Source organism: Paenibacillus sp. MAH-35 (assembly GCF_058135425.1).
This window is the reverse complement of the sequence record NZ_JBYUPU010000017.1, coordinates 88,446-112,449: the sequence shown is the minus strand read 5'-3', so window position 1 is coordinate 112,449 and position 24,004 is coordinate 88,446. Positions and strand designations below refer to the sequence as shown.

Sequence of the window (24,004 nt, the reverse complement as noted above, 5' to 3'; positions counted from 1 at the left end):
TTATTTACGGATTTCGCAAAATGGTGGAAGATACGGAATAGCTATCGTTTCCTTCCGGTGGCCGGCGATGCTAAGATAAGGGCGTCAGAAACGGTGCAAGCGCTTGCACCTGCCGGGCAACATACACCAATAGAAAGACGGGAGGACCTGCAGATGAACAATGCCGGCTCGGCCGCCGCCCAATGGCCGGAAGCGCACACGCCCCTCAAGCCGAAACGGGGCCGTACGATATGGAAGAAAGCGGTGCAAAGCAAATATTTGCTGCTGATGTTTTTGCCCTGCTTCCTCTATTATTTGATCTTCAAATATTTGCCGATGGGCGGCATCGTTATTTCGTTTAAAGATTATAACCTGTACAAAGGCATTTTGGAGAGCAAGTGGGTCGGCTTTAAATATTACGAAATGTTTTTCAAAAGCCCGGACTTCTGGATTTTGCTGCGCAATACGTTTTTGCTCGGCTTGTACAAGCTGGTGTTCGGATTTCCCGCGCCGATCCTACTCGCCCTGCTGCTGAACGAAGTGAAGCATGCGTTGTTCAAACGGTTCGTCCAGACGGTCAGCTACTTGCCGCACTTCATTTCCAATGTGGTCGTGGCCGGTATGGTCATCATGTTCCTTTCCCCCTCGGGCGGAATGGTGAACAAAATTATCGAATCACTCGGGTTTACTCCGATTCATTTTATGGTCAATCCGGAACTGTTCCGCTCGATTTACGTCACCTCGGAAATTTGGCAGCATGTGGGCTGGGAGACGATCATTTATTTGGCCGCCCTCACCTCCATCGACCCGGCTCTGTACGAAGCCGCCGATATCGACGGCGCCAGCCGGTGGAACAAGCTGTGGAACGTGACGCTTCCGGGAATCGCCCCTGCGATTATTATCCTGTTCATTCTGAACGTAGGGCGCGTTCTGGAGATCGGCTTCGAGAAGGTGTTCCTGCTGTACAATCCGGCCACCTATTCCACTGCGGACATCTTAAGCACCTACGTGTACCGGACCGGACTCATCAACGGCAACTTCAGCTATGCGGCCGCCATTGATATGTTCACCGGAGTGATTTGCCTGATCTTCATTTACAGCGCCAACGCTTTGAGCCGCCGGATGTCGGAGACGAGCTTGTGGTAAGGAGGAATTTGCTTGAAACGCAAAATTACGTTATTTTCCGTAGTGAATACGATCATTCTGCTCGGCCTCGTCGTCGTCACGCTGTATCCGTTCGTGCATATGGGCGCCGTATCGCTTAGCAGCAGCATTCACGTGCTCAAAGGGGAAGTCAGCTGGTTTCCGAAAGGCTTCCAGCTCGAAACGTACAAGTTGGTGCTGAGCGATCCCCGCATCGGCAAGGCGTACTGGAATACGATCGTATACGTGACGCTCGGCACCGCGATCTCGCTGGTAATCACTTCCCTCGGCGCTTACGCGCTCGCCAAAAAAACGATGCTGTTTCATCGCGGCTTTACGCTGGTCATCATCTTTACGATGTTTTTCAGCGGCGGGATGATTCCGACGTTCCTCGTCGTGAAGGAGCTCGGCGTGATGGATACGGTGTGGGGCATCGTCCTGCCCGGAGCGGTCAGCACCTGGAACCTGCTCATTATGCGCACGTTTTTCTCCGGCATTCCGGTCGAGCTGGAGGAGTCGGGGCGGATCGACGGCCTGAACGATATCGGCGTGTTTTTCCGCATCGTCGTTCCTTTGTCTCAAGCCGTCTTCGCAACGATCGGGCTGTTTTACGCCGTCGGGCTATGGAACAACTTTATGCTGCCGCTGCTGTATTTGCGCGATCCGGATCTGTTCCCGCTTCAAGTCATCCTGCGCAATATCGTGCTGGCCGGCCAGGTGAATCAGGCCGACGCAGCGGCGATCGGCGACAATGTCGTGCTGGAGGAATCGCTCAAGTACGCGACAATTATGGTATCCACCGTTCCCATTCTCCTGATCTACCCGTTCCTGCAGAAATATTTCGTCAAAGGCGTAATGATCGGGGCGGTCAAGGGGTAACGATACATCCAGACTTATCTTTCCACACTGGCATGGCATGGGGAAACAAACAGATCGACCTAAAAAAAGGAGAGGTTGCTTCATGAAAAAAGGGTATACGTCCGCCGGAATCATCGCTTTATGCGCTTCACTTCTGGCCGCATGCGGAGGAAAGGCTGCGGAAACGCCTCCAGCGACGGAGGGCAGCGGGACTCCTGCGGAGAAATCGAAAAACACGTTCACCCTGCTGATGGCCGACCACCCGAACTGGCCTTACAACAAAGACTGGCCGGTCTGGAAATGGATCGAGGAGAAAACCGGAGCCAGCTTCCAGGTCCAGCTTCCATCGGGCGCTCTGAACGATACGATCAATCTGAATATCGCTTCGGGCAATATGCCGGATGTCACCTACTTCTCCAGCCGGTTGGACGCCAATAAATTCGGCCAGCAGGGGGCGCTCGTCAACATTCTCGAGTACAAGGACAGCATGCCGAACCTGCAGGCATGGATGAAGAAATACCCGGAGATTACCCAGTCGTCGCTCGCCGCCAACGGCGCGATGTATATGCTGCCTAACGAAGGGTTTGGCGAGACGAACCGTTCGATCTGGATGTACCGCGAAGATGTGTTCAAGAAGCACGGCCTGGCCGCTCCGACCAACTACGACGAGCTGATTACGGTCGCCAAAAAACTGAAGGAGCTGTATCCGGGCAGCTATCCGTTCTCGTTCCGCAGCGGCAGCAACCTTGGGATTCTCGGCTTCACCGCCGCCCAGTTCGGCACCCATAACACGTTTTTCCTCGACGAGAAAACCGGCAAGGCCCGTTACGGCCCTACCGAAGACAGCTTTAAGAAGATGATCGAATTTTTCCACCAGATGCATAAGGAAGGGTTAATGCCGCCGGATTGGCTGACGGTTAACGTCCAGCAGTGGCAGAACATGGTGTCCAACAACCAGACGTTCCTCATTCTCGATTTTATCGGCCGTCTCGACCTGTTCAACATTCCGATGCGCCAGACGAACCCAAGCTTCAATCTCGCTTACATGACGCCTCCGGAAGGCGTTCCGGGCTTCAAGGTGAATCCGTATACGCACGTTCTCGAATCGGGCCTGGCGATCTCCTCCCGTTCCCCGAAAATCAAGCAGGCGCTCGCAACCTACGACTGGTTCTACAGCGAAGAAGCGAAACAGCTGCTCAGTTGGGGAAAAGAAGGAGAAGTATACGAGAACGGAAACAAGAAGCTGCGTGCGGAATATCTCGACGTTACCGACGTTCGCAAAAAGACCGGTCTGGCGACCAACGCCACCTACATGTGGTTCGATTACGACGCCCACCTCGTTCCGGCAACGCAGGAGCAGCGGGACGCTTACACGCAGGCGCGCAAGCACGACAGCATCTACCGCGTGAAGCCGCAATATGCGGAAGACGAGCTGGCTAACGTATCGCTGCTGCAAGCGGCCATCGACAAACACCGCAACGAGCAGCTGACCCGGTTCATTCTGGGCGAACGCAGCCTCGATCAGTGGGACCAGTATGTCGCGGAGGCCAATAAGCTGGGGCTGGACGAGCTGATGAAAATTACGCAGAAAGCGTACGACAGGCTTCGCTAATCGTCGCCCAGCGCTTATAATAATGAGGAAAGGACGCCATGAGGGGAGCACCGCTGCCTACCTTCATGGCGTTCCGGTTTGCGCAGCCTAAGGACACGATCTATCGAATCCAAGGAGGAAGTCATGATGGAGGAGCGTTTTTCCGCGCAATTTGCGGCCGACGGCGCCTGGTGCTTTTTCGCTGATCCCCGGGCCGTTTATTATGAAGGGAAGTACCGGAGAACGTACGTGGGCTGGCTTACCGCGCAAGGGGACGTGATGGCGGGGGTTTACGACCATCGCACGGGCGCGGCCGAATCGGTCGTCGTAAAGCCCGGGCTGCAGAAGGACGATCATGCCAATCCTTCGCTTTATATCGACGACCGGGGCCGGATCACGATCTTTTATTCGGCGCACAACGGATCGGCTATGTACTACCGGACGACGGAAACGAGCGAGGAATTGTCCTCGCTCGGAGCAGAGCATCTGCTGCCCGCCAATACGGAAGGAAAGAAAGGGTATACGTATCCGACCCCGATTTATTTGCGCCAAGAGCGGTTGTTTTATTTATTTTGGCGCGGCGGCAATTTCAAGCCGAACTTTAGCGTAAGCTCCTCGTTGTACGAGCACGACTGGTCCGAAGCGCAAACGCTGATTATGGACGAAGGGCAGCGCCCGTACATCCGTTATGCCTCGAACGGCGAGGATACGATTCATTTCGCCTCTACCGACGGTCATCCGAATGTGGAGCCGCACAACAGCATCTACTATGCCCGTTACCGCGACGGCGCTTATTACAAAGCGGACGGCACGAAGGTGAAGCCCGCCTCCGGGCTGCCCTTGAAGCTGTCCGAGCTTGACGTCGTCTACGACGGCAAGGCCGAAGGCCGCAACGCCTGGATCTGGGACGTCTCGTTCGACCGGGAAGGCCATCCGGTCATCGTGTACGCCGTATTCGTCTCTGAGACGGATCATCGTTACTATTACAGCATATGGAACGGCGGACGATGGGAAACGAATGAAATTGCCTCCGCCGGAGCGTGGTTTCCGCAAACGCCGGAAGGCAAAAAGGAAACGGAAACGTATTACTCCGGAGGCATCGTCCTCGATTCCCGGAGCCCGGACACCGTTTATTTGTCCCGCCCGGTGAACGGCGTGTTCGAGATTGAGCGTCGACACACGGCCGATCGCGGGCGGACATGGACGTCGGCCCCCGTTACGTCGGGCTCGTCCTCGAATCAGGTCCGGCCGTTCCTCGCCCGTAACTACAGCGACGACGAGGCACTTCTGTTGTGGATGAGCGGCGATTACATCCACTTTACGGATTACCGGACGTCGCTTCAGATGACGCTGGTGAAGCCGGGGGAAAGTCTGCACCGATAGCAGGCAAGTATGCCCGGCTCTGGATTGGACACGCCTTGAATTGCATACCAAGAGGACCGTCCGGACGTTGTGCTTCCGGACGGTCTTTCGGTTGATCCCGCTACAAGAGCCCCGGCACAAGCCAAGCAGGCCAAGCAGCAATCGGTCCGCTTTGGCCGAATCAAGGCGCTCATGTCCCCGCGGAGCCGCCGCTAGCCGGCTTTTCTGGAGAATCGCAAGACGCCTCTCCGCAACAAACGATGCCGCCCGGACTCCAAGGCGTTCGTTTGTTGTTTTTTATCAGCTCGGTCCGGGCTGCAGCAAATGGTCGAAGTAATCAGACACGACCGCAGTAATCCGCTCTCTCGTAACCTCGTCCGGGCAGATGACGCCGTGTACGACGAGACCGTCTACCATGGCGAACAGCTTCTCCGCCTCCAGCTCCTCGTTCACGCCGGGCTTCATCATTCCCTTCTCCGCCAAGGTGGCGATAAACATGCGGAACAGATTGCGCAGGGAATCGTAGATTTCCCGGTTCAACGATTTCAATGCCGGGTCGGCCACCGCTTTGCCCGCGAAAGCCATCCACACCTCGCATTCCGCCAGCCTTTCATCGTCCAGCGGCACGAGCTCCGCAATGATGCTCTCCATATCTTGACGGGGGTCCCCGGACCATGACGTTTTCGTTATACGCTCGTAGACCCGATCGGAAACAAGCCGCATCGAGAAGGCGAGCAGCTCCGACTGGGTCGTAAAATAGTGCCGCAGGGAACCAAGCGACATCCCCGCCTCGTCCGCTACGTTGCGGACGGACACCCCGTCTATTCCGACGCGGCGTATGACGCGCCAAGCCGCTTCCGCGAGCAAAACGCGACGTTTCTCATGATCGACTATTTTAGGCATGAGTCGATTATATCACCGTTGTTTTTATGATACAACCGTGCTAAAATAACATTGTAGTACAGTTGTATTAAATAAAAGTCGTACGTGTAAGGAGTTTGCTTCCTATGATTGCAGCCTTTATTGTCGCTTGTGAAATCGGATTTTGGGTATTCGTCCTCGCCGGCTTGTTGTGCCGGTACGTATGGAATCGCAAACGTCTGGGCGGCCTTCTGCTGTTGTGCACACCGCTCGTCGACCTCGCCCTGCTGATCGCCACTGTGATCGACCTGCGGAACGGCGCCACGGCGGGTGTCGCTCACGGCGCGGCCGCTATCTATATCGGCGTCTCCATCGCCTTCGGCCATCAGATGGTGAGATGGGCGGACGTCCGGTTTGCGCACCGGTTTGCCGGAGGACCGGAGCCGGTGAAGGCGCCAAAGTACGGCTCGGCTCACGCCCGCCACCAGATCGGCCAGGCGCTCCGTCATGGCGTCGCGTGGATCATCGGTGTAGTTCTGTTATTCGCCATCGTTTTGTTTATCGGCGACGATAGCCGCACGGCTGCGTTATCCGGTACGATCCGCGTCTGGTCGATCGTGCTCGTGATCGATCTTGCCTTCGCCTTCAGCTATTTGATCTGGCCCAAAAAGGAAAAAGGCGCAAGCTCGTGAGAGCGCGCCTTTTGATGTTGGGCGAACAGCCATTCGGGGCCGCCGGATTGTCAGCCGGCCGTCCCCCATTCATCCCGGATCAGGCGAGTATCGTCTAACCCTACTTTTTCCCCTGCTTTTCCTTCTCCGCCGCAATTGCCTTCTTCAGCAGTTCGTCGGCTTCCCGCAAAGCGGAATTAATGTCCATCTGATTGGTCGCCACTTTCTGGAACTGGCCAGACATCGTATTTTGCTGCGTTCCGAGGGCAATGTCCACCAGCCCCGGGTCCCGTTTCGGCGTTGCCGGAATCGGCGGAAGCGTCGTGAGCGCTTTCATGTTTTTGGTGCCGTAGACCGGATGATCTTTGCCGAGCGCGTCGATAATTTCCTTTTTCACGAGAGTCGTCGGAATGCCGTTTTTGGAATCCTGCATCTGGATTTCGTCGGACAGCATCTCCATCATCACCTCGAACGCATCTTCCTTATGCTTGCTTTGATTCGTAATCGCCCAGTAAGCCGGCCCGCGCTGCCCCATCATTTTCGGAGCGCCATTGATCAGCGGAGCTGAGACGATATCCCAGTTTACTTCCGGCGGTATGATGAGGTAGATGTTGTGCTGATTGATCTGCATCGCCACATTCCCTTTGCTGAACGCGTTGTTCTCGTCCGCGACCGTCTTGGCGATCTGGTTGTTCGGAATATCGTAGAACCGTTTTAATGTCTCGAACAGCCCTTTCCATTTGTCCATACCGGACAATCCGTCCACCTTCGGGTCCAGAATCGGGAGCGACATCGGATTGTCGCGCATAAAGGCCATCGTATTGGCGCTTAATCCGCGGTATATCGTACCGCCGTCCGATCGGCTCATCTTTTTGGCGAGCTCGTAAACTTCGTCGAGCGTCATGCCGTCCTTCGGATACGCAACTCCGAACTTGTTGAACAGATCTTTGTTATAATACAGCACTTGCGGAAAATACGGCGGTACCGGGAGGCCATACACTTCACCCGATCCGATTACGTCGATAATTTCTTGCGTAAACACTTTATTGAAACGGTTCATGTCGTACTTGTACTGCTTGATCAAATCGCGCAAGTCGTAGGCGAGTCCCATATCCAAATAATTGGTCCGGATCGTCGGAATATCCAGCCTGTACAGATCGGGGATTTCCCCGCGCGACACGAGCTCCGCAATGCTGTTCCCTTGTCCGCTGGTCGTATATTTAAACGTGATATGCGGAAACTTCGCTTCCAGCGTTTTTCTCCATCTGTCGTCGAATTCTTTGGCGCTCACTCCCGGCGCGTAGATCGACATCTCATAAGGGTCTTTCTTCTTCACCGGAGGCGGCGCAGCCGTATCGCCCCCCTGATTGCCGCCCTGCTGACCGCCGCAGCCTGCAGCCAATAATGCCGAACACAGAAATAAAGCAGTTCCTTTCATTTTGAACGAAGTTGCTCTCATATCCCGGCCTCCCTCTTTAATTTGCATACTTGCACTTGCCTGTTGCGATATCCAGCCGCAGCTTCGCCGAAGCCGCCTCTGTCGCAGTTATTGCCGAACCCTGATCACCTCCAGCTAAGGTATAAAAGCAGTTTTTATAACGAAGCCTTTTCTTGCTAGCGGAAAGGAGTCAGCTTGGGCTGAAAACTTACCCTTTCCCATTTCACATTAAAAAGATTTTCACAATTCTGGTGTTTATCTCCCATAAAAGGGAGCGCTCCCACGCTTTTTTAGGAAAACATGGCCGTGCACGCCGCTATTTTAGCGCGTTCTGGTTCCTATCTACAAAGTAATTTATATCCCTGCTCGAAACATGTCTATCAGAAAAAACACCTCTTACTGAAAGCGTTTTCTAATCCGCTTAAAATGACTATACTTCAAAAAAAATCGTCAGTCAATCAACAATTTAATATGTACATCACAGACAAGAAAACGCGAAAAACCTATGTACATCAGCACTTTTTCGGTGAAACTCCCAAATCTCAGCCCGCACTAAAAACGATCGTTATACTCCGACTAATTTGACCGATTTTCACGAAATATTACTTCACAATCGGGCTGTTCCACACATTGAAAATGCCCTAATTCGGATTATCAAGCAAGAAAACTGGTTTCCATAATTAAAAAACAAGAAACCACAGCTAAGAAATTAAGCTACGGATAATCAAGCTCTACTAGCAATGGAGAGGTTTCGACGAATGGGCTTTAGGGCTTTAGGGCATTGGGGTTTTGGGGTTTGTATCGGGGTATCGAGTTCTCGGTCTTTCGGTCTTTCCGGCTTTCGGGGGTCAGGCACGGGGTACAGGATTGCGAAGGACCCGAGGGTGGATCGATCACAGGACGGTATCGCGGCGTCAGTCAGCATCCGGGAGCGACCAAAAAGAAAAGCGAGGATGGGCCTCGCCTCAACATAGTTGCGGCCGGTTATTCCATCCTCGCTTGGACGATCAGCCGGTGCGTTCCGGTATCTACTGGGTCGCAGGTGATCAATGTAATCATTTTATCGTCACCGTTCGTATTCAGCACCGACACATCGCTGGGCTCGACGATGACGTGCCGGAAGACGGTATAGACATACTCCTGCCCGGCCTTCCGTACCACGATCTCATCGCCTTCCGCCACCTCGTCGAGACGGTTGAACAACCGGCCTTTCGTCCGCGCCCGGTGTGCGGCTATCGCCGCATTGCCGGCTTGGCCGAGCTGCGTCGTCTCTGTCATATGTGCAGCCGCATGCGCCATATTCGACTCTGTCGCGCCCGCCAGCACCGGCAACTTCACCCCGATCGAGGCGATTTCGATCGTAGCGATCGGCTGCGGCTTCGGTTTGTCGGCTGCGGCGGGCGCTGGGGGTGCAGCTGCGGATTCGGTCGCAGCAATTGGCGCGGAAGCATCCTGTGCCTCTGCAGAAGAAGCCCCCCCGCCTTCTTCCTCCAGCCGGTGAGTCTCCATCTCAAATAAGCTGGACAGCCGCCAGTATCCATCCCTAAGCTGCGGATCGGCGTCAGAAGCGATTGCCGCTTCCATCTGTTCCGCTTCCTTCAGCAGCCGGTTTACCTCCCGATCCGCCTTCCATTCCATCAGTTTGGGAGCGGCCATCACTACAATTCCAAGCAAAATAATTCCGTACGATAGCAACCGCATGAAACGGCTCCTTTCCGCCGGCCGGCCAACAAAACGGCCCCCTTCCCCCGACGGAACGTCAGGACAAGGGGAACCGCGGGAGCCAACGGCTATTATTTCGATTTCAACTGCCGGCGTCCCAGCCATATACCGAGCGCTACAAGGGCAAGACCCGTCAAGTAAAACGGATTACGGCTCGCCTCGCCCGTTTTCGGAAGCGTCGAGACCGGAACTTCCGGGGTCGGGGACGGATTCGGCGTAGGCGCCGGAACCGGTCCGCCTCGCGGAACGCCTTCCTCCTCCACTTCCACCGTCGATTCCTCCTTCGGCGGCTGGCTTGGCGTAGGTCCGCCTCTTGGCACCTCTTCGTCAGGAACTTCCGTGAGCGGAGGATTCGTCGGCGTTACCGGCGTTTTCGGTTCTCCGGTAGTCGGCGGATTAACCGGAGTCGTCGGAGTCACCGGCTCCTTCGGCTCTTCGCCGTCATCCCCAGGATTTCCACCGCCGCCAGGGTTGCCTCCGTTACCCGGATTTTCGGGATTCCCGGTATCCGGTTTTTTTCGGTTCGTGACGACAACCTTATGCGTATTGTCGACTTTCACTGTCTCGGCATCGATCGTAATCGTATGTTTCGCCGTGTCTATCACATAACCCGCAGGAGCTTCCAGCTCCTCCAGAACATAGTCGCCGTACGGCAGCTTAGTGAATAGCAGCTTGCCGTCCGCATCCGTCGTTTGCACGAGCGGAGCGCGCTTGCCCTCCTTATCGGACAACGAGAACTCCGCTCCCGCCAGCGGCTTGGCCGAATCGTCTTGGTCCACCTTCGTCACTTCCAGGCTGCCTGTCGGCTCGACCGGTGGAGCTTTCTTGCTGTTCGTGACCGTCAACTTCACATGGACCGTCGCACTCGTGCCGATCGCAACGTCCTTTGTCTTCTCGTCGATCGCATATCCGGACGGAGCTTCCAGCTCCTCCAGAACATAGTCGCCGTACGGCAGCTTGGCAAACAGCAGCTTGCCGTCCGCATCCGTCGTCTGCACGAGCGATGCACGCTTGCCCTCTTTGTCGGACAACGAGAACTTCGCTCCCGCCAGCGGCTTGGTCAGATCGTCTTTGTCCACCTTCGTCACTTCCAGGCTGCCTGTCGGCTCGACCGGTGGAGCCTTCTTGCTGTTCGTGACCGTGATTTTCTTCGTATTTCCCTGGCCGGTTATGCTCGAGTCGATCGTTACGTTCCGTTTCTTCTCGTCGATCGTATAGCCTTCCGGAGCGGCCAGCTCTTCCAAAATATAATCGTCATACAACAGGCCGGTGAAAAGCAGCTTCCCTGACGCATCGGTAGTCCGGACGAGCGGCGCACGTTTCTCCGCCTTGTCGTACAGCGCGAACTTCGCTCCCGCCAGCGGTTTGGCCGGATCGTCCTTGTCGACCTTCGTCACTTCCAGACTGCCGGTCACTCCGCCGCCCGAACCCGAGCCGGAAGACGTGCGAACGATAATTTCCTTGCTCGTTTCGCGGACTTCTACCGTCAACCGGTCCCCTTCAAGCGAAACGGTGTTTTCCACCTTGTCTTTGTCCGCAGCGTTAATGAACGATTGGTATTCCAGAATATACGCCGTGGAAATATCGGTTGTAAAGCTCAGCACGAACGTTTCCCGATTTCCCGAAATCGTCGAGATCGCCAAGGTGTAATCCGTGTCTCTCATCAGCAATCCGGCCTTCTCCGCATAGCCGCTCGCGTTAACCTTCGTCGCGTACAGGCGGAACGAGTCCTCGATCAAAATTTGATTAGGGCTCGGATTATCGATGATCTTGGCGTTGGATATGTGCGACTGTCCTTCGTTGATCCGAATCGTCCAATCGATTTTGTTATTGTTTTGCGTGCCGGTTTTCGATACATACGTACCGCCGTTCGGAACTTTGACATAAGCGTTCCATTTGGCAACCTCTGCCGTTCCGCTCATCAACTTGGCGGTGTTGTGAATTTCCGGCTCGATCAACGCGCCTTTCAGCGTCGTCTTAAACGTAATCCAATACGGCTTCTCGAGCGGATCGTCCTTGAAAACAACCGTCAGCATATGGCCGTTCGCTTCGGACGGGACGATCACTTCATAACGATCCGCGGGCAGCTCGCTGCCTTTGGCGACTCCGTTCCGCTTCCCGGTCAGCGTCATCTCGTAAACCCGTACCGAATCCGGCACATACGTCTGGCTTTGCCCCAGAACGTCGGTCACTTTGGCTCCTGCAATCGGGTCCAGATTGTAGTTCAGCTTGACGTTCCACGTGATCTCTTTGTTAACGGGATCGTACGTGCCGTCTTTGCTGCCGTTATTGTTCGTATAGTCGTCAGGGGTGAAAGTCGCTTCCCTGTTGATCGGTCCGAACGACTTGCCATTTTCGGTCCAGGTAACGGAAGCTCTATTGATCAAGCCTTTGGTTTTATCCGTTTTCCAGCCGAGGTTGAATTTCGTTTTGTATTCAACGGTTACCGTCTTATCGATCGTTTTGTTGAACTTGATCACAAATCCGCTGCGGGGGTCCGGAGATTCGACCGTGTAGTCGCTCTTCGGCAACTCGATCCCGCCGGCTTTCACGCTCAGCGAATCCGGAAGAAACTCCAATCCCCCGTTCGGAAACGTATCCGTCAGGACGACGTTGTCCATGCTGTACTTCGTGCCGTCCGGCTTGGTATCCTCATTCATGCTGAGGCGCCAGGTCGTCGTTTTGTCCTTGTAATCGGTATAATTCGTGCCCCGGTTCTCTTTGACTAAAACGCGGCTTTTCTGAACCGGAACCGTTACTCCAACGTTAGTTCCGTTCGATACGACTTTGTTCGTTACTTTTTCCGTCTCGGAAGTGAGACGGTCGACCGGTTTCGTCTGATACACGATCGTATACGCCGAATCGATATCGGACTTGAACTGCAGCTTGAACCCGTTCGCGGTCGGAGTTACCTGGTAAGCGGAAGCGGGTATCAGCTCCGTCGTCGCTTCCTTGTATACCTTCAACGATTCGGAGACCCATACATGATTAGCGGAGAACTGATCCTCGATGATTGCTTTATCCTGGGTAATCTTGCTCTCGCTGAAATTGTACTTGACGGTCCAGGTTACGATTCCGGTAGCAGCTTCCACCTTATACGACTTCTCCAAAAACTTGCCCCTCTGTACGGTAACTTCCGCCGTAGCCTTCACGTCGGCGATCCCTTCGCCGGACAACACGGCGGTATTGGGGAATTTCGTCTGGTCTCCCGTAATTCGCGTCGAGGCATGCACTTCATAAGCTTTGCTGATCGTCTCGTCGCGGAACAGCACCTTAAACGCGCCGGTTCCGTTCGTCTCGACCGTATATTCGCTGCTGTCCACCAGAGCGCCGGTCACGGCCGAGCCGTCGCCGTTCACTTGAAGATGGTACACCTTAACCGAATCGGCGATTAACTCGAGTCCGCCAGGAAGCGTATCGCTTACGACCGCCTTCTTCACTGTATCCAGCGACTTGTTAATTTGAATTTTCCAGTCGATCTGGTTTTTGCCGGCCGCTTGCCCCTGCTTATCGATCAGCTTGCCGCCTTTCGGCTTCAGATGAACGATGACCGTTTGCACGCCGCCTTTTACCGGAATCGCAATAATAACTTCCGTGCTTCCATTAATGACTTCTTTCTTAAATTCGGTGCGGATCTCCAGCTTGCCGCTCACATTGGAGTGAGACTCCACATAATCGTTAAACGTCATCACAACTTTGCCGTCCCGGCTCACTGTAAAATGCCCCACAGTCCCTTGTCCGGAGACGAGCGGTTCGTTGATATCCGTGAAAATTTCAAACTGTGACGGCAGGTCGAACGTAAATATACTGTCCTTCGTATAGCCGTGGCCGTTCGGAAGCTCCCACTCGTAAGCCAGATTTACGGCTGCCCCTACGTCCAGACTGCTGCCCGGATTGTAGACGGTGTCGATCACCGTACCGTTCTGATCGGTCAGGACGATTTTCGTCAAGATACTCCCGGCATTAACGACCGGAGGCGCATACACCGCGTTCGTCACTTGCCCGTACACGGAATTTTGAACGTTCCCTGAAGTACCGGCGCTCATCCAGGCGACCGTGCCTCCAAACATAGTTTGAAACAGCAGTAACCATGCAAGTACGAGTCCACTCATTCTTTTCTTTTTCATAAATTCCTTCGGTCTCCCTACACCCTGATTATGAATTTTGACTGTTCTGAACCTGCCTCTCGCGCGCAGGACGGCACGTCAGAACACGTGCCGACAAGGAGCCTTCGTGCCAACCACCTCCGCTTGTCTCGATTGGCGCACGATCCGGCCTAGGTTTCCTGCATTATAACGCTGCCGGCTATACAATTTCTGAACAAACTGGAAAAAGCCTTGGACATGTCGTCCAAAGCCGGTTTCCGATTGATTTTATTTTTTAATAATATTTGGCTGCCGCATACCGGGTAGCGTCCTTGGTCATCTCGAACGTTTTGCCGTTCTCTTTCCAGCCCGCGTCGACGGTCGTGTCTATGGTTGTCCATGCCCCGTCGTAATAAACTTCATTCCAAGCATGATACACATCAACGTAATCCGTCGTCCCCATTACCAGTTTGGCGGGAATATCGACGCTCCGCAGCATCGCGGCGAACAGCGCCGCATAGCCGTAACATATATCCTTTTCCAGCGCGACCGTACGGTCGATATCCGGTATATAATCTGCAGGCACATTGGCGGCCAGCGTTTCGTCGTAACGGATCGTACCGGTCACATATTCGTAAATCGCCCGAACTTTCTCCATATCGGTTGCCGCCGTTTTTGTCAATTCCTTCGCAATGGCTGCCGCCCGGCTTGTCTCGCTCCAGTTGACGTTTTGCACCGGATTCAAGTAGACGTTCGCGTCATTGTCCATATCCAGCGTGACTGCGGCTTCCCGCACCACTTTATATTTGCTGCCGCTCACTTGCTCCAGCAGGGTGACCGTATAGTCGCCGTTGCCCATTTGCAGCGGGAACGTCTCTTCCCATTTGCCCGGAGTGAGCAGGTAGGTGTACTTGTCTGGTCCTTTCGTTACCATAACTTTCGTCTTGACGTCATCTCTGACGTCGTATCGAACCCCGATCGTCCCTCTGTCCACATGGTCCAGGTTTAGCCAATCCTCGGCAGTCGCGGCAAACGCGGCCGGCGCAGGGATCAAAAACGCGATCAACATCGTGATGGCAAGCAACAGGTTACGCATGTTGCAAACTCCTTTCGGCGGCCAGGCTGCCATTTGACGGTGTCAAGAAGGCCCTATAGCTTTGCGTCCTTGCCTTTCGGCAAGTTTGCTATTATCGTATTTGAGTTTGATAGACTGGGAACGGGAGGTTGTCTGGCAAAAAAAGCACAAAAAAAAGCGTAATCGTTCGGTAACTGGCTGCCATCTGACCGCGCGGGGTCAGGAAGGCCCTGTAGCTTTGCGTCCTTGCCTTTCGACAAGTTTGCCGTTATCGTGAAAAGCTTTCTTCCTGCTCCTATCATACCAAAATTATCAATTCCTATCAACCATAATTTGCTATTCGGTTCATAGGTCCGTCTGTGGGCGCAAACGGGTTCGGAAGGATCATCGCAAGCCGGGACAAGCTACGTTTTTTGGGATCACACCGCTGTTTCATCTGCCTCAAAACGTGTCCGTTCCAGGCCCGCGTTCGTGCCGTTGTACTACTCAACCGGCGACTTCCACACCCGACCCGCCCATTCAAAAATCGAATCCAGCACCTGCTCGTCCTCTTCCCGTGGGAATACGTGCCCCCGCCCCTGGTAGACGTGCAGCGCATACGGCTTGCCTGCCGCTTCCAAGGCCACCGCCAACCGGTGCGCGTGCTCCACGCCGACATGCTCGTCCTCCGAACCGTGAACGATCAAGACCGGCGACTTGATGCTGTCCGCCCAGCATACCGGCGACCGCTGCCTGTACGCCTCTTCGTCTTTGCGGGGGTGCCCCACGACCCTTTTCAGCATACGCCTCAAATCCACCCGCTCCTCATACGTAAGCAGCAGGTCGCTGACGCCTCCCCAGACGACGACGGGGCCGACGCCTTCACACTCTTTGGCCGCCAGCAGCGCCATCATCGCCCCCCGGGAGAAACCAATCAACAAAACGGGCAAGTCGTTCCGCGTTTGCGGCAGATCTCTTAAGAGACGTATGGCGTTATACAAATCGAACCGGTCTTCTCCCGCGAAGTCTTCACGCCCCTCTCCCCCGTCGTTTCCTCTATAGAAAGGAGCAAATACGGAATATCCGCGCCGGGCCAGCGTCACGATCCGGGCAATGCGCACCATCCCCACGCTGCGGATGCCTCCCCTGCAGTAGACGAGCGGGGGCAGGGCCTCACGGGACTCCGGTGCGGCCCAGTATCCTTTTACTTTCAAACCTTGACTTACGTATGTAATCTTCCACAATTGAACGCCCGGTTCGGGGTCGGCCAGCCTTTCCCGCTCCAGCACGGTCCCATCCGGCACCTCTCTCGACTCCATCGCCGCAACCTCTTCCGGTGTGTATGATGCTCCCCATCATACCGAAACAAACCGGCCATTTCAAATTCGCAGCCCGTATACGCAAAGCCAAGTTCGGCTTTGACAGCTTTTGGAGGTTTCGGTAGACTGAAGTAAAACGAGCCGAAGGAAGGGCTGTTCCTCTTATGAATCCCGTATTTGATCAAGAATTTGAAGCGCTTGTCGAGAAATTTGCCGAGTTGCTGACCGGCAGCTCCAATCCGGAAACTGTAGAGAAGGTTAGAAAATGGGCTGTTTACAATCATATCCATAAATCGATGCCTGCACTGACCAACCATTGGAACCAGAACCATCCCGAAGCGAAGCGGGAAGTGCGCCTGCTGTTCGAGGAGATCCGCAGCTTGAACGAAGCATTGAGAGCCCAGCGCAGTGCCGACACCGCCACTCCTCCTCCCGCCGGAGAATAATCCGGTTAAGAAAAGCATCTATTTGAAGCCATGACGTGCCGCCGATGAATAGGATCTAAACACGGCTCAAAACCTGCTCCGCAATGTATGCCTTTTGTGTGTGCAGCAGTTTTTCGGCGAGCCGAGAGTGCTCGGTATCGCTGGGAACCGTATGCGTGCTGGTTCTGTAAAAGGATAAGGGTCTTTTGCTCTATTTCCAGTCTATTCGAAAAACAGTGGCGAATAGAGGCGGTTTGTATCTCTTATTTTAACCAAATGGACGGGTCAGCACCATTTTCGCGGATTATAACAGCTTCAAACCGCTCCTATTTCCTCATGCAAGCTGGTTTCGGGCAGATTAAGGGGTACAAACGAGGCTGTCGATTCATTGTGTAGAAGTGTTAGCAGGCCGTTCCAAGTGAAAAGTTACCTTCTTCTGCTCAGACAGGTTGTCCGGAATCCCTTGATTGAATAAGGATTGTAAGGTAGGGGATTCCAGACAAAACTCGCCAGAAGGTCATCTTTTCCCTTTCCACTTGGTTGTCCACATTGAATCGACAGCCTCACAAACCGCTCTTATGCGCCCCCATCCTTCCCATGAGCGGGGGTTACCCATAGGCTGTCCCAGAAGTCCGCATGACATGGGAACACCTCAAATCCCAAACGAAAGGACCTCCAATTCCACAGTAGAAGTGGAGGCGAGGTCCTTTTTTCTCAAGGGCAACCGGTCCGAAGCGGGACTATAAAAATCGCATAATGACTCTCCGCCAGCTCCCTGTCCCTTCTTTTCTTTGGCGTACTCCCATACAGCAGCTAATGAGCAGAAAGAAACGGACATTTCCCGCTCAGCGCCGCCCCAGGGTTGAACTTTCCTTCATCCGAGCATACTGGGAAGTATTCAAACTTCGGACGAGGAGAGTGACGAATCATGCGAGAGAAAGAAGGCAATCTGCTGCTAGGCTTGTTATGGGGGACGCTATTCAGTATTCCGCTGTGGCTGTCGCTGATCGGGTGGGTCCAGTTTCTTACTTCAGATTAAGAAAGCGGCGGCTGACCCGCTCGAACGTACGGGGGAACAAATGAAACAGCTTGGCGCCAAAGCCCGCGATTCCCGGCAAATCGACCTCCGCTCGACTGCGTTCCACCGCTTTGGCGATCGCTTCCGCTACGCGGCGCGGCGGCAGCATCAGCTTCTTCACGTTAGCCACATAACCGCCGGACGGGTCGGCCAAATCGAAAAACGGGGTGTCCACCGGTCCCGGGTTGATCGCCGTCACCGTAACGCCCGTGCCGGCCAACTCCTGCCGCAAGCTGTTCGTTAGCCCGAGCACGGCATGTTTCGACGCGGCATAGCCGGTCGATTTGGCCGTTCCGATCTTGCCGGCAATCGAAGCGACATTAACAATATGGCCGGAGCCCGAGGAGAGCATATAAGGAAGCACAGCCTTCGTACAGCGGACGATGCCCATATAATTAACGTTCATCATATGTTCGAAATCGGCGAGCGGAGCCTGCTCGAACCGTTCGAACCGCCCGAAGCCGGCATTATTGATCAGTACATCTACGCGGCCGTGCCTTTCGAATACGGTACGGAATACGGTTTGCACCGAGTCGGGCGAAGAGACATCCAGCTCGTACGTCTCGCAGTTCTCCCCGATTCTCGCCGCCAGCTCGTCCAGTTTCGTACGGCTTCGCGCCATCAGGAGCGGCACCGCGCCGCGGCTTGCGACGAGTTCGGCCGTTAACGCCCCGATCCCGCTTGAGGCGCCCGTTATGGCGACCACTTTCCCTTTCCAATCATACATTCGATTCTATACCTCCGTGCCTTTTTCCTAATATTATACACTAAATCAAAGGCATAATAAGCGGAGGCCCTGCATGTTTTCCTTACTAATTCCCGGAACTCGCCTGCACAGCTTTTATTGAATTCCCAGCAGCTCCTGCCCTTTTTCCTGCAAAACCTTCAGCGCCTCGTCAATCGTCTTGCGCCCTTCATAAGCGGCCGCAATCTCCTGCTTGGCAAGCGCCTCGAATGAAAAATAAAAAGTTTGCGGCACTTTCCCCGATCCTCTGGAAACGTTCGGATCAAGCTTCAACGCGTGGAACACATTCAAATTCCGGCCCTCTTCATCTATCAAATACGCCGTCCGGCTCGTCAGCTTGCCGCCTGCCGCAGCTTTCGCCATGGCACGGGCAAACGAATCGCCATTCATATAACGGACGAACGTCCAAGCGGCTTCGACTTGAGCGGAGCCGGAGTTGATTGCGGTAATATCCTGCAGCCATAACGCGTTTCCGGTATCGGGTCGCTTCGCATCGACAGGCACCGTAACGAGATCCCAGAGCGGCATCCGGTCTTTCAGAACGACGGCAGCCCTTCTCAGTTCCTGGACAAAATCACTGCCGCCAATCGTCATCGCGGCTTTCCCTCCCAGGAAAGGGTTTTGCTCCAGAACCTGCTGACTCCCCATCCCCGGCGTAAACGACTGCGTTCCCACAGGCTGATAGATGGCCCCTGATCGGATCGCCTCAAAGGCCAGCTGGAACGTCCGCTTCCATTCGCTCGTATCGAGGGTCATCTTCATCGTCTCGGAGTCGAGGTAGGACAACCCTTGTCCATATCCGATCGCCAGGCCCGAAGGATAGGGGTGCACCTCATACGGGTTCAGCATCAATCCGGCGACCCGCTGCTCCGGCGACCCGCTTCCGGAAGGGAATCGGCGGGCTAGCTGCAGCACTTCTTCCCAGCTCATCTTGTCGGTCGGATAAGGAATGCCCATTTGATCAAACAAGCTTTTATTGTAGTAGAGCGCCTGACTGGAGAAACTCGGAGCAAGCCCATACAACTTCCCTCCGCCAATCGTCCGGACCGCATCGGTGATGGACGGCGCCATGTTTTGCAGATCGAACTTATCCTTCTTGATCAACGGCTCGAGGTCGTAGAGACGTCCGTCTCTTGCATAGGTTTCATAGCGGCCTTCATCCAGGATTAGCACATCGGGTTTTTGCTCCTCGATCCACTTCTCCATATCTTCCATCCGGATTCCAACGGTAGGTACGACCTTCACTTCGATATGCGGGTACTGCACGGCGAATAAAGCACCGTAATTCGAATAGTAGGAGGCTTCGTCGTAATATAAAATTTTGATCGAAGCTTGCTTGGGATCTTCGGTTTCTCCGCCCGCTTCGCATCCGATCATGCCGGGTATGAGCAAGAAAGCCGATAATGATAATAACATCAGACGCTTCATGTTCCAACTACGCTCCAATCCACTCCTAATGATTTCCCGTCTGCTTTCGGCCGATATAGGCTTCCGCAACGGTCTCCAACTTTTTCTTGGGTACGTTTCCCGTTAAACTTAGCCAGATCGTATCCTTCTCGTCGGTCACGATATACAGGCTGTAACTGGCGAAGTTATTGTCGCTGTGGTATACGCTCATGATCCGGTCGCTTACTCTCACCACTTCCCAGTCATCAGGGTAATGCATCAGCACACCGCCATCGGTCTCCCTTTTCGAATCGAAGATTTGCCGGACGACAAGCCAAGTCTCCCCCTGCTCGTAGAAATCGTAAAAACCCTCCATGTACAGCTCGTCCTTGGTCGCCGGCTTCTTGAGCGGAGTCGCGGCTACTCCGAACGTCCGGGAAGGCTTCATATCGAGGTTCGCCGGCCGCATAAGAGGGAACAGCGATTCCTTCTGCGCCTCCTCCAATGTCAGCGTCCGGTACTCCGCCCGGCGGGCTGCCAACTGGTTCTCGATTCTTTCCGTATAGGGCGGATACACATCCGGTGACGGATTCGTTTGCGGCTCCGGCTTGTAGGTGGTAATATCCATGCCGTTCCAATGAAACAGATAACGGGGCGTCCCTTGAGCCGAAATCGCGGTAATTACCAACAGCAGCATCGCAGCCGCCCATACCCGGATGCGGAGCGATTTCCGGACCGGCGTCCTTTTCGCGCACTCATAGGCGCGTATCCTTTCCATAACTTGGGGAGCCGCCGTTTCCGTTTCCCGTACCGGAATCTCCTTCATCGTCCGGACCAGCTTATCGTAATTCGAGTCGTCGTTCATCGCACATCTCCTCCTCCTGCATTTTTTTTGCCCGAAGCTTCCGTTTCAGCCGTTCGAACCGTTTGCGCAGCGTCGGCGCGCTTTCCCCCATCATTTGCGCGATCTCGTCAAACGAACATTCTTCGACGACCCGCAAAAAAAGCAGCTTTTTCTCCGGAAGCGACAAGTCTTTGAACCAAAAGGCCATCTCGGTCCCCATCTGTTCCGAGTATGCTTGCTCCGCGCTTTCGGTCCGGCCGTCCGAGCGGAACAGCGGCAGCAGCCGAAGCCACTTCCATCGCCGCTTCAGCACGTTGTGGCAATGATTTTCCGCAATTTTATAGAGCCAAGCCTTAAATGTCTGACGTTCGTCGTACCCCCCCAGGTGCCGGTACGCTTTGAAGAAGACGTCTTGGGCCGCATCCTCCGCCTCCTGCCGATTCCCCAGCATGAAGAAACAAAACCGGTATATGTTTTTCTCGTACATCCGAATGACTGGTTCGAACGAATCGACATTTCCCCTGCGAACATCTTCCAAAAGCTCATTGATTTCCACTGTCTCTCCCTCCCTCCTGCACATGCCTGTTTTTGAGATTCTTGATCTGATCCAGAAAGACATCTATTAATTGTTTGATCCGGAAGACGCCGACAACAAGCTGAGCAGCGCCTAACATGAGAAAAGGCAGCATCGAGTATATATAGCGGGGTTCGGGTATGAACAGCGTATGGACCGAGTAAAACACCGCTAGACATACGAACAAATACATTGCAGCCCGGTTTTTAAACAAGCTCATCACTGGCAGCATCACCCAGCCGATATAAATGATTGCAAAGTGAAGCTTGTCCAATAAAACATAGTACCAGTTCGCTACATGAAACGGATAGGGTCCGACCCAGTGGCGGAAAAAGAAATATTTCCATTTGCCTAACGTAAACCAGTGAATCCATTCCCCCGGCTCCTCCTTCAATCCTCGCCGGATCCGCCTCACCCCCTCGCCGAACTGGTCATTCTTATCGATTGTTGCCCAATCGATCGTACCGCGCATATAAGGGTCCGTACCGCCAAGAAACGGATTGCCCGCCTCCCCTTTCGCTATTGGAATAAACTGGTGGAACGTGATCAGATTGCGAATCCACCAGGGCATCATTACGAGAACAAACGCCCCAAAGCCAGCCGCAATAAATGGAATGTAAGCTTTCCGGTTGGTCATCCAGAGAAACACGTAAGGCACAACCGCAACCGGCAGCACATTCGGCCGAATCAGCGTGGCGATCCCGAGCAGCACCCCCATTGCGATGTGATCCCGCAGACGGTTATCCTGCATGATACGGACTTGTGTGTATATGAGCGCCATAAACACGGACAGAAACGGCACTTCCGTCAAAATAAGCGACGTTGACCAGACAAACATCGGATGGACGGCGGCGAACATGGCGGCGATTACGCCTGTAACGGGTCGAAACAACCGGACCCCGATTTTGTAAATGAACCAGACGGCGACAAGCGCCAGAAAACATTGGAACACCCGATAAATCTGGAGAGTTGGCTCCAGTGGGGAATATCCGAACATCCAGTAAAAAGCTGTCAGCAAGATCGGGAAACCCGGCGTTACGAGCGTATTAGGCTCCGTATCCAGATAGGCGTAGACGCCCTTCTCCAGCAGTTGAATCGCCGTCTTCGTGTAATTAAGCTGATCGTATTCGATCGGCACATGCTCGAACTTAAGCACATAATCCAGCCGAAGGATCAGAGCGAGCGCCAGAACGGCCATCATGGCGTACGTATGCCATTTGCAGCGGGCCAGCATCTGCTTACCTCCTCCGGTTACTACGGTTTGGCGACGAGGACGGCACCGCCGATAATCAACAGCATGCCGAGCCACTGCCAAGTCGAGATCGTTTCTTTGAAAAAGATCATACCGGCGATAGCTCCCATCACATAAGCGAGCGATTGAAGCGGATAAACCCGGCTCAGATCGTACCTGCTTAATGCGTAAAACCAGACGATCGTTGCGACGGCGAACAGAACGCATCCAAGCAGCATGGGTGGCTGTACAAGCACATGCACAATATCCGGAGCCGAGCGAAACGGATGCCGGTTAAGCGCGACTTTCCAGAATAGCTGGCCCGATACCAGCAGAAGCACGTTAACCAGAACGATCAGCAGAATACCCATTTCGTCCCTCCTCCTTCTTGGCCGTCTCCACTTGCAGCAGCGCGATTTCCTGGCTTAACCGGGTTACATGCCGACGAAGCTTGGTCAAGACAACACTCGTATGCATGATAAACAGAAGCGAAAACAGCATGCCACCCAAAAACATGAAGGATGGGGCATAAAAGATGCCGGCGGCTTCCGAAACCATGTCGAGCAACTTCGGGAATGTGCCGAAAGCGAGCATAACCGCCCCGAGGCAGAGCCATAAAATCGCATATCGTTCCAATACGAGCCGCCTTCGGATTAATTCAATCGTTACCCCGATGAACGCGGTGCAGAAAATAACTGAAAATACATAAAAGTACATAAGCTCAACCTACATTCCGTATTCGGGTCATAAGGACGGCCAGAGGAACTTTGATCATATAGTAAACCGATCTGAACGGCGTAATGGACGATCGTCCGCTCATCCGGTAGTTCATACGGACCGCCGTCTCCCGCACTCTAAAGCCCATCCGCTCCAGGATTACAATCGCTTCGGCTTCCGGATAATCGTCCGGATAATCGTCTGCGAATACCCGGATGACGCTCCGGTTTACTGCCCGGAAGCCCGATGTCGGATCAGTAAACCGTCTGCCCGAGGTCCAGCGAATGATCGACGATAGGATTCGGATGCCCAGCATTCGGAACAACGTCTGCCGATAATCCGTATTCCGGGCGAAGCGGGATCCAATGCAGCAATCGGCCTCTCCCTTCTCCATGCACGCGATAAGCTTGTACAGTTGGGCCGGGTCGTGCTGTCCGTCCGCATCCACTTGAATGACGATATCGTAGCCGCTGCGCCATGCAAACAAATAGCCCGTCTGGACCGCTCCTCCGATTCCGAGATTAAAAGGCAGATCGATCACTAGCGCTTCCCCCGTCTGCCTGGCTGCCATGCTTGTACCGTCCGTAGAACCGTCATTAACGACGACGATCTTGATGTCGGGATGCAAGCGTTTAACCGAATGGATGACGGTCCGGATGTTCTGTTCTTCGTTATGAGCCGGTATTACGACCAGTTTCCTCATGGTGCTGCCACTCTCCCTCACTTTCAGGCAACCCGTCATCCGATGTCGGAGCGGCTTGCCCGATCTTACAATCTATCTAAACAATCGAAGAGACGAGAATGTGACCTGCCGACGAAAAAAAATGAATAAGAAAAACCGTCCGGTTCAGGCGTTCCGGACGGTCCTTTGACGTGCAAACCCAAAACGTTTGTACGTCGGAAGGGAATAGGTACCTTCGC

At 54.1% G+C, this 24,004-nt stretch carries 20 protein-coding genes and 2 riboswitches; of the genes, 6 read left to right on the top strand and 14 right to left on the bottom strand.

Annotated elements, in window-relative coordinates; genetic code table 11:
- The first annotated feature begins 267 nt into the window (after positions 1–267).
- From AC3Y2E_RS19020 to AC3Y2E_RS19005, 4 genes are all read left to right on the top strand, one after another.
- Positions 268–1,125 carry an ABC transporter permease gene (locus tag AC3Y2E_RS19020; protein WP_379213124.1) on the top strand — a complete coding sequence of 286 codons (858 nt, stop codon included), beginning with the start codon at positions 268–270 and terminating at the stop codon, positions 1,123–1,125.
- A 12-nt stretch (positions 1,126–1,137) separates the two neighbouring features.
- Complete coding sequence (locus AC3Y2E_RS19015; protein WP_332074426.1) at positions 1,138–2,001, top strand: carbohydrate ABC transporter permease; 864 nt, start codon at positions 1,138–1,140, stop codon at positions 1,999–2,001.
- Positions 2,002–2,083: 82 nt separating this feature from the next.
- On the top strand, positions 2,084–3,592 hold the full coding sequence (locus AC3Y2E_RS19010; RefSeq protein ID WP_379213076.1) for an extracellular solute-binding protein: 1,509 nt from the start codon (positions 2,084–2,086) through the stop codon (positions 3,590–3,592).
- Positions 3,593–3,715: 123 nt separating this feature from the next.
- Positions 3,716–4,954, top strand: coding sequence for a BNR-4 repeat-containing protein (locus AC3Y2E_RS19005; protein ID WP_379213074.1), 1,239 nt, complete (start codon positions 3,716–3,718; stop codon positions 4,952–4,954).
- Between the two features lie 279 nt (positions 4,955–5,233).
- On the opposite strand, the gene AC3Y2E_RS19000 is transcribed toward AC3Y2E_RS19005, so the two are convergent.
- Positions 5,234–5,836: a TetR/AcrR family transcriptional regulator gene (locus AC3Y2E_RS19000; RefSeq protein ID WP_379213072.1), complete on the bottom strand. Its 603-nt coding sequence runs from the start codon at positions 5,834–5,836 to the stop codon at positions 5,234–5,236.
- 104 nt (positions 5,837–5,940) lie between these two features.
- Between AC3Y2E_RS19000 and AC3Y2E_RS18995 the strand changes: the two genes are divergently transcribed.
- Positions 5,941–6,486, top strand: a complete 546-nt coding sequence (locus tag AC3Y2E_RS18995; RefSeq protein ID WP_379213070.1) for a hypothetical protein — start codon at positions 5,941–5,943, stop codon at positions 6,484–6,486.
- A 100-nt stretch (positions 6,487–6,586) separates the two neighbouring features.
- Here AC3Y2E_RS18995 and AC3Y2E_RS18990 read toward each other — a convergent pair whose 3' ends face one another.
- The 5 genes from AC3Y2E_RS18990 to AC3Y2E_RS18970 form a co-directional block, all read right to left on the bottom strand.
- Positions 6,587–7,924: an ABC transporter substrate-binding protein gene (locus AC3Y2E_RS18990; protein WP_379213068.1), complete on the bottom strand. Its 1,338-nt coding sequence runs from the start codon at positions 7,922–7,924 to the stop codon at positions 6,587–6,589.
- Between the two features lie 963 nt (positions 7,925–8,887).
- The gene (locus AC3Y2E_RS18985; RefSeq protein ID WP_379213066.1) at positions 8,888–9,604 is read right to left on the bottom strand and encodes a class D sortase; all 717 of its coding nucleotides are present in this window, start codon (positions 9,602–9,604) and stop codon (positions 8,888–8,890) included.
- 92 nt (positions 9,605–9,696) lie between these two features.
- The gene (locus tag AC3Y2E_RS18980; protein WP_379213064.1) at positions 9,697–13,752 is read right to left on the bottom strand and encodes a collagen binding domain-containing protein; all 4,056 of its coding nucleotides are present in this window, start codon (positions 13,750–13,752) and stop codon (positions 9,697–9,699) included.
- A gap of 253 nt (positions 13,753–14,005) precedes the next feature.
- Entirely contained in the window at positions 14,006–14,806 is an 801-nt protein-coding gene (locus AC3Y2E_RS18975) for a transglutaminase-like domain-containing protein (protein WP_379213062.1), read from the bottom strand.
- A 13-nt stretch (positions 14,807–14,819) separates the two neighbouring features.
- Positions 14,820–14,906: riboswitch (cyclic di-GMP riboswitch) on the bottom strand.
- Positions 14,907–14,971: 65 nt separating this feature from the next.
- A riboswitch (cyclic di-GMP riboswitch) is annotated at positions 14,972–15,062 on the bottom strand.
- A gap of 205 nt (positions 15,063–15,267) precedes the next feature.
- On the bottom strand, positions 15,268–16,083 hold the full coding sequence (locus AC3Y2E_RS18970; RefSeq protein ID WP_379213060.1) for an alpha/beta hydrolase family protein: 816 nt from the start codon (positions 16,081–16,083) through the stop codon (positions 15,268–15,270).
- Positions 16,084–16,247: 164 nt separating this feature from the next.
- Between AC3Y2E_RS18970 and AC3Y2E_RS18965 the strand changes: the two genes are divergently transcribed.
- Entirely contained in the window at positions 16,248–16,529 is a 282-nt protein-coding gene (locus tag AC3Y2E_RS18965; RefSeq protein ID WP_379213058.1) for a YusU family protein, read from the top strand.
- A 1,004-nt stretch (positions 16,530–17,533) separates the two neighbouring features.
- Here the strand turns inward: AC3Y2E_RS18965 and AC3Y2E_RS18960 are convergent.
- The 8 genes from AC3Y2E_RS18960 to AC3Y2E_RS18925 form a co-directional block, all read right to left on the bottom strand.
- Positions 17,534–18,313 carry an SDR family NAD(P)-dependent oxidoreductase gene (locus AC3Y2E_RS18960; protein WP_379213056.1) on the bottom strand — a complete coding sequence of 260 codons (780 nt, stop codon included), beginning with the start codon at positions 18,311–18,313 and terminating at the stop codon, positions 17,534–17,536.
- Between the two features lie 114 nt (positions 18,314–18,427).
- On the bottom strand, positions 18,428–19,759 hold the full coding sequence (locus AC3Y2E_RS18955; protein ID WP_379213054.1) for an ABC transporter substrate-binding protein: 1,332 nt from the start codon (positions 19,757–19,759) through the stop codon (positions 18,428–18,430).
- A 25-nt stretch (positions 19,760–19,784) separates the two neighbouring features.
- Entirely contained in the window at positions 19,785–20,582 is a 798-nt protein-coding gene (locus AC3Y2E_RS18950; RefSeq protein WP_379213052.1) for a hypothetical protein, read from the bottom strand.
- Positions 20,557–21,117, bottom strand: coding sequence for an RNA polymerase sigma factor (locus AC3Y2E_RS18945; protein WP_379213050.1), 561 nt, complete (start codon positions 21,115–21,117; stop codon positions 20,557–20,559). Before AC3Y2E_RS18945 ends, AC3Y2E_RS18950 begins: the two co-directional genes overlap by 26 nt.
- A complete protein-coding gene (locus AC3Y2E_RS18940; RefSeq protein ID WP_379213048.1) occupies positions 21,104–22,369 on the bottom strand; it encodes an ArnT family glycosyltransferase in 1,266 nt (421 codons plus the stop codon). Before AC3Y2E_RS18940 ends, AC3Y2E_RS18945 begins: the two co-directional genes overlap by 14 nt.
- A gap of 20 nt (positions 22,370–22,389) precedes the next feature.
- Positions 22,390–22,737: an EamA family transporter gene (locus AC3Y2E_RS18935; RefSeq protein WP_379213046.1), complete on the bottom strand. Its 348-nt coding sequence runs from the start codon at positions 22,735–22,737 to the stop codon at positions 22,390–22,392.
- Entirely contained in the window at positions 22,709–23,083 is a 375-nt protein-coding gene (locus AC3Y2E_RS18930; protein ID WP_379213044.1) for a DUF2304 domain-containing protein, read from the bottom strand. Before AC3Y2E_RS18930 ends, AC3Y2E_RS18935 begins: the two co-directional genes overlap by 29 nt.
- Before the next feature lie 4 nt (positions 23,084–23,087).
- The gene (locus tag AC3Y2E_RS18925) at positions 23,088–23,786 is read right to left on the bottom strand and encodes a glycosyltransferase family 2 protein (RefSeq protein ID WP_379213042.1); all 699 of its coding nucleotides are present in this window, start codon (positions 23,784–23,786) and stop codon (positions 23,088–23,090) included.
- Between the last annotated feature and the right edge of the window lie 218 nt (positions 23,787–24,004).